The 682-nt window shown below is 72.3% G+C and carries 1 protein-coding gene and 1 pseudogene; both read right to left on the bottom strand.

Going from position 1 to position 682, the window contains the following annotated elements:
* Nucleotides 1-311: pseudogene (locus tag H5J33_RS36520) on the bottom strand (ATP-dependent DNA ligase); the annotation flags it as partial.
* Nucleotides 312-320: 9 nt separating this feature from the next.
* Entirely contained in the window at nucleotides 321-476 is a 156-nt protein-coding gene (locus tag H5J33_RS36515; protein ID WP_181798966.1) for a hypothetical protein, read from the bottom strand.
* Nucleotides 477-682 lie beyond the last annotated feature (206 nt).

Genomic DNA, 682 nt, shown 5'->3' with positions numbered 1-682 from the left:
CAGGCTGTGCGTACGCCGCTGCGGGCGACCGGCCTCAGCACACCCTCCGCGTCGAGGCGGCCCAGCACGAGCGTCCGCGGCCGCCGTACGGTGCCGGTGATCGCGCCGACCACCGCTTCGGTGGTGTCCCGGCGACGCACCTTGTAGAGCGCGCGGGCTCCCAGCAGATACCGCTGGCCACTCCCCCGGATCACCAGCCCTTCGAAGCCGGGAACCTGCGTCCAGGACGTCAGCCACTCCTTGGCCGTCGCCGGGTCGGTCGTTTCCGGGCACAGCGTCCACGGGGCGCTCAGCCCGCGGTCGGTGAACAACTGCTCCAGCTACACGCGCCGCTCGCCGTACGGAACGTGCAACAGCTCTTGCCCGTCGAGCTGAAGGAGGTCGAAGGCGATGAAGTGCGCCGGCATCTCCTGGGCCAGGCGGGCGGCAGTCCGGCCGCCGGAGACGGCCCGCCGCTGGAGCGCTTCGAACGACATCCGGCCCTCCACCACACGACCAGCTCGCCGTCGAGGACCAGGCCGTCGGGCAGGTGCGCGGCCGCGTCCACGAGATCTGGGAAGCGGCTCTGCAGGAGGCTGCCGCGGCGGGACTGCACGAGCACCGGGCCGGACGCCGGCCACGGCGTGAAGACAACGACGTCACCGCACTGCCCGTGGTGGACGACCTGGACCGTCCGGTGGGT

Origin of the sequence: Streptomyces sp. WELS2, assembly GCF_013870595.1 — a bacterium.
Classification (GTDB): Bacteria; Actinomycetota; Actinomycetes; order Streptomycetales; family Streptomycetaceae; genus Streptomyces.
The sequence above is the reverse complement of the archived record's forward strand: the minus strand, read 5'-3'. Positions and strand labels throughout refer to the sequence as shown.

Coding starts and splice junctions, on each gene's coding strand:
- H5J33_RS36515 (WP_181798966.1), bottom strand. CDS start 476: ATGTCGTTCGAAGCGCTCCAGCGGCGGGCCGTCTCCGGCGGCCGGACT.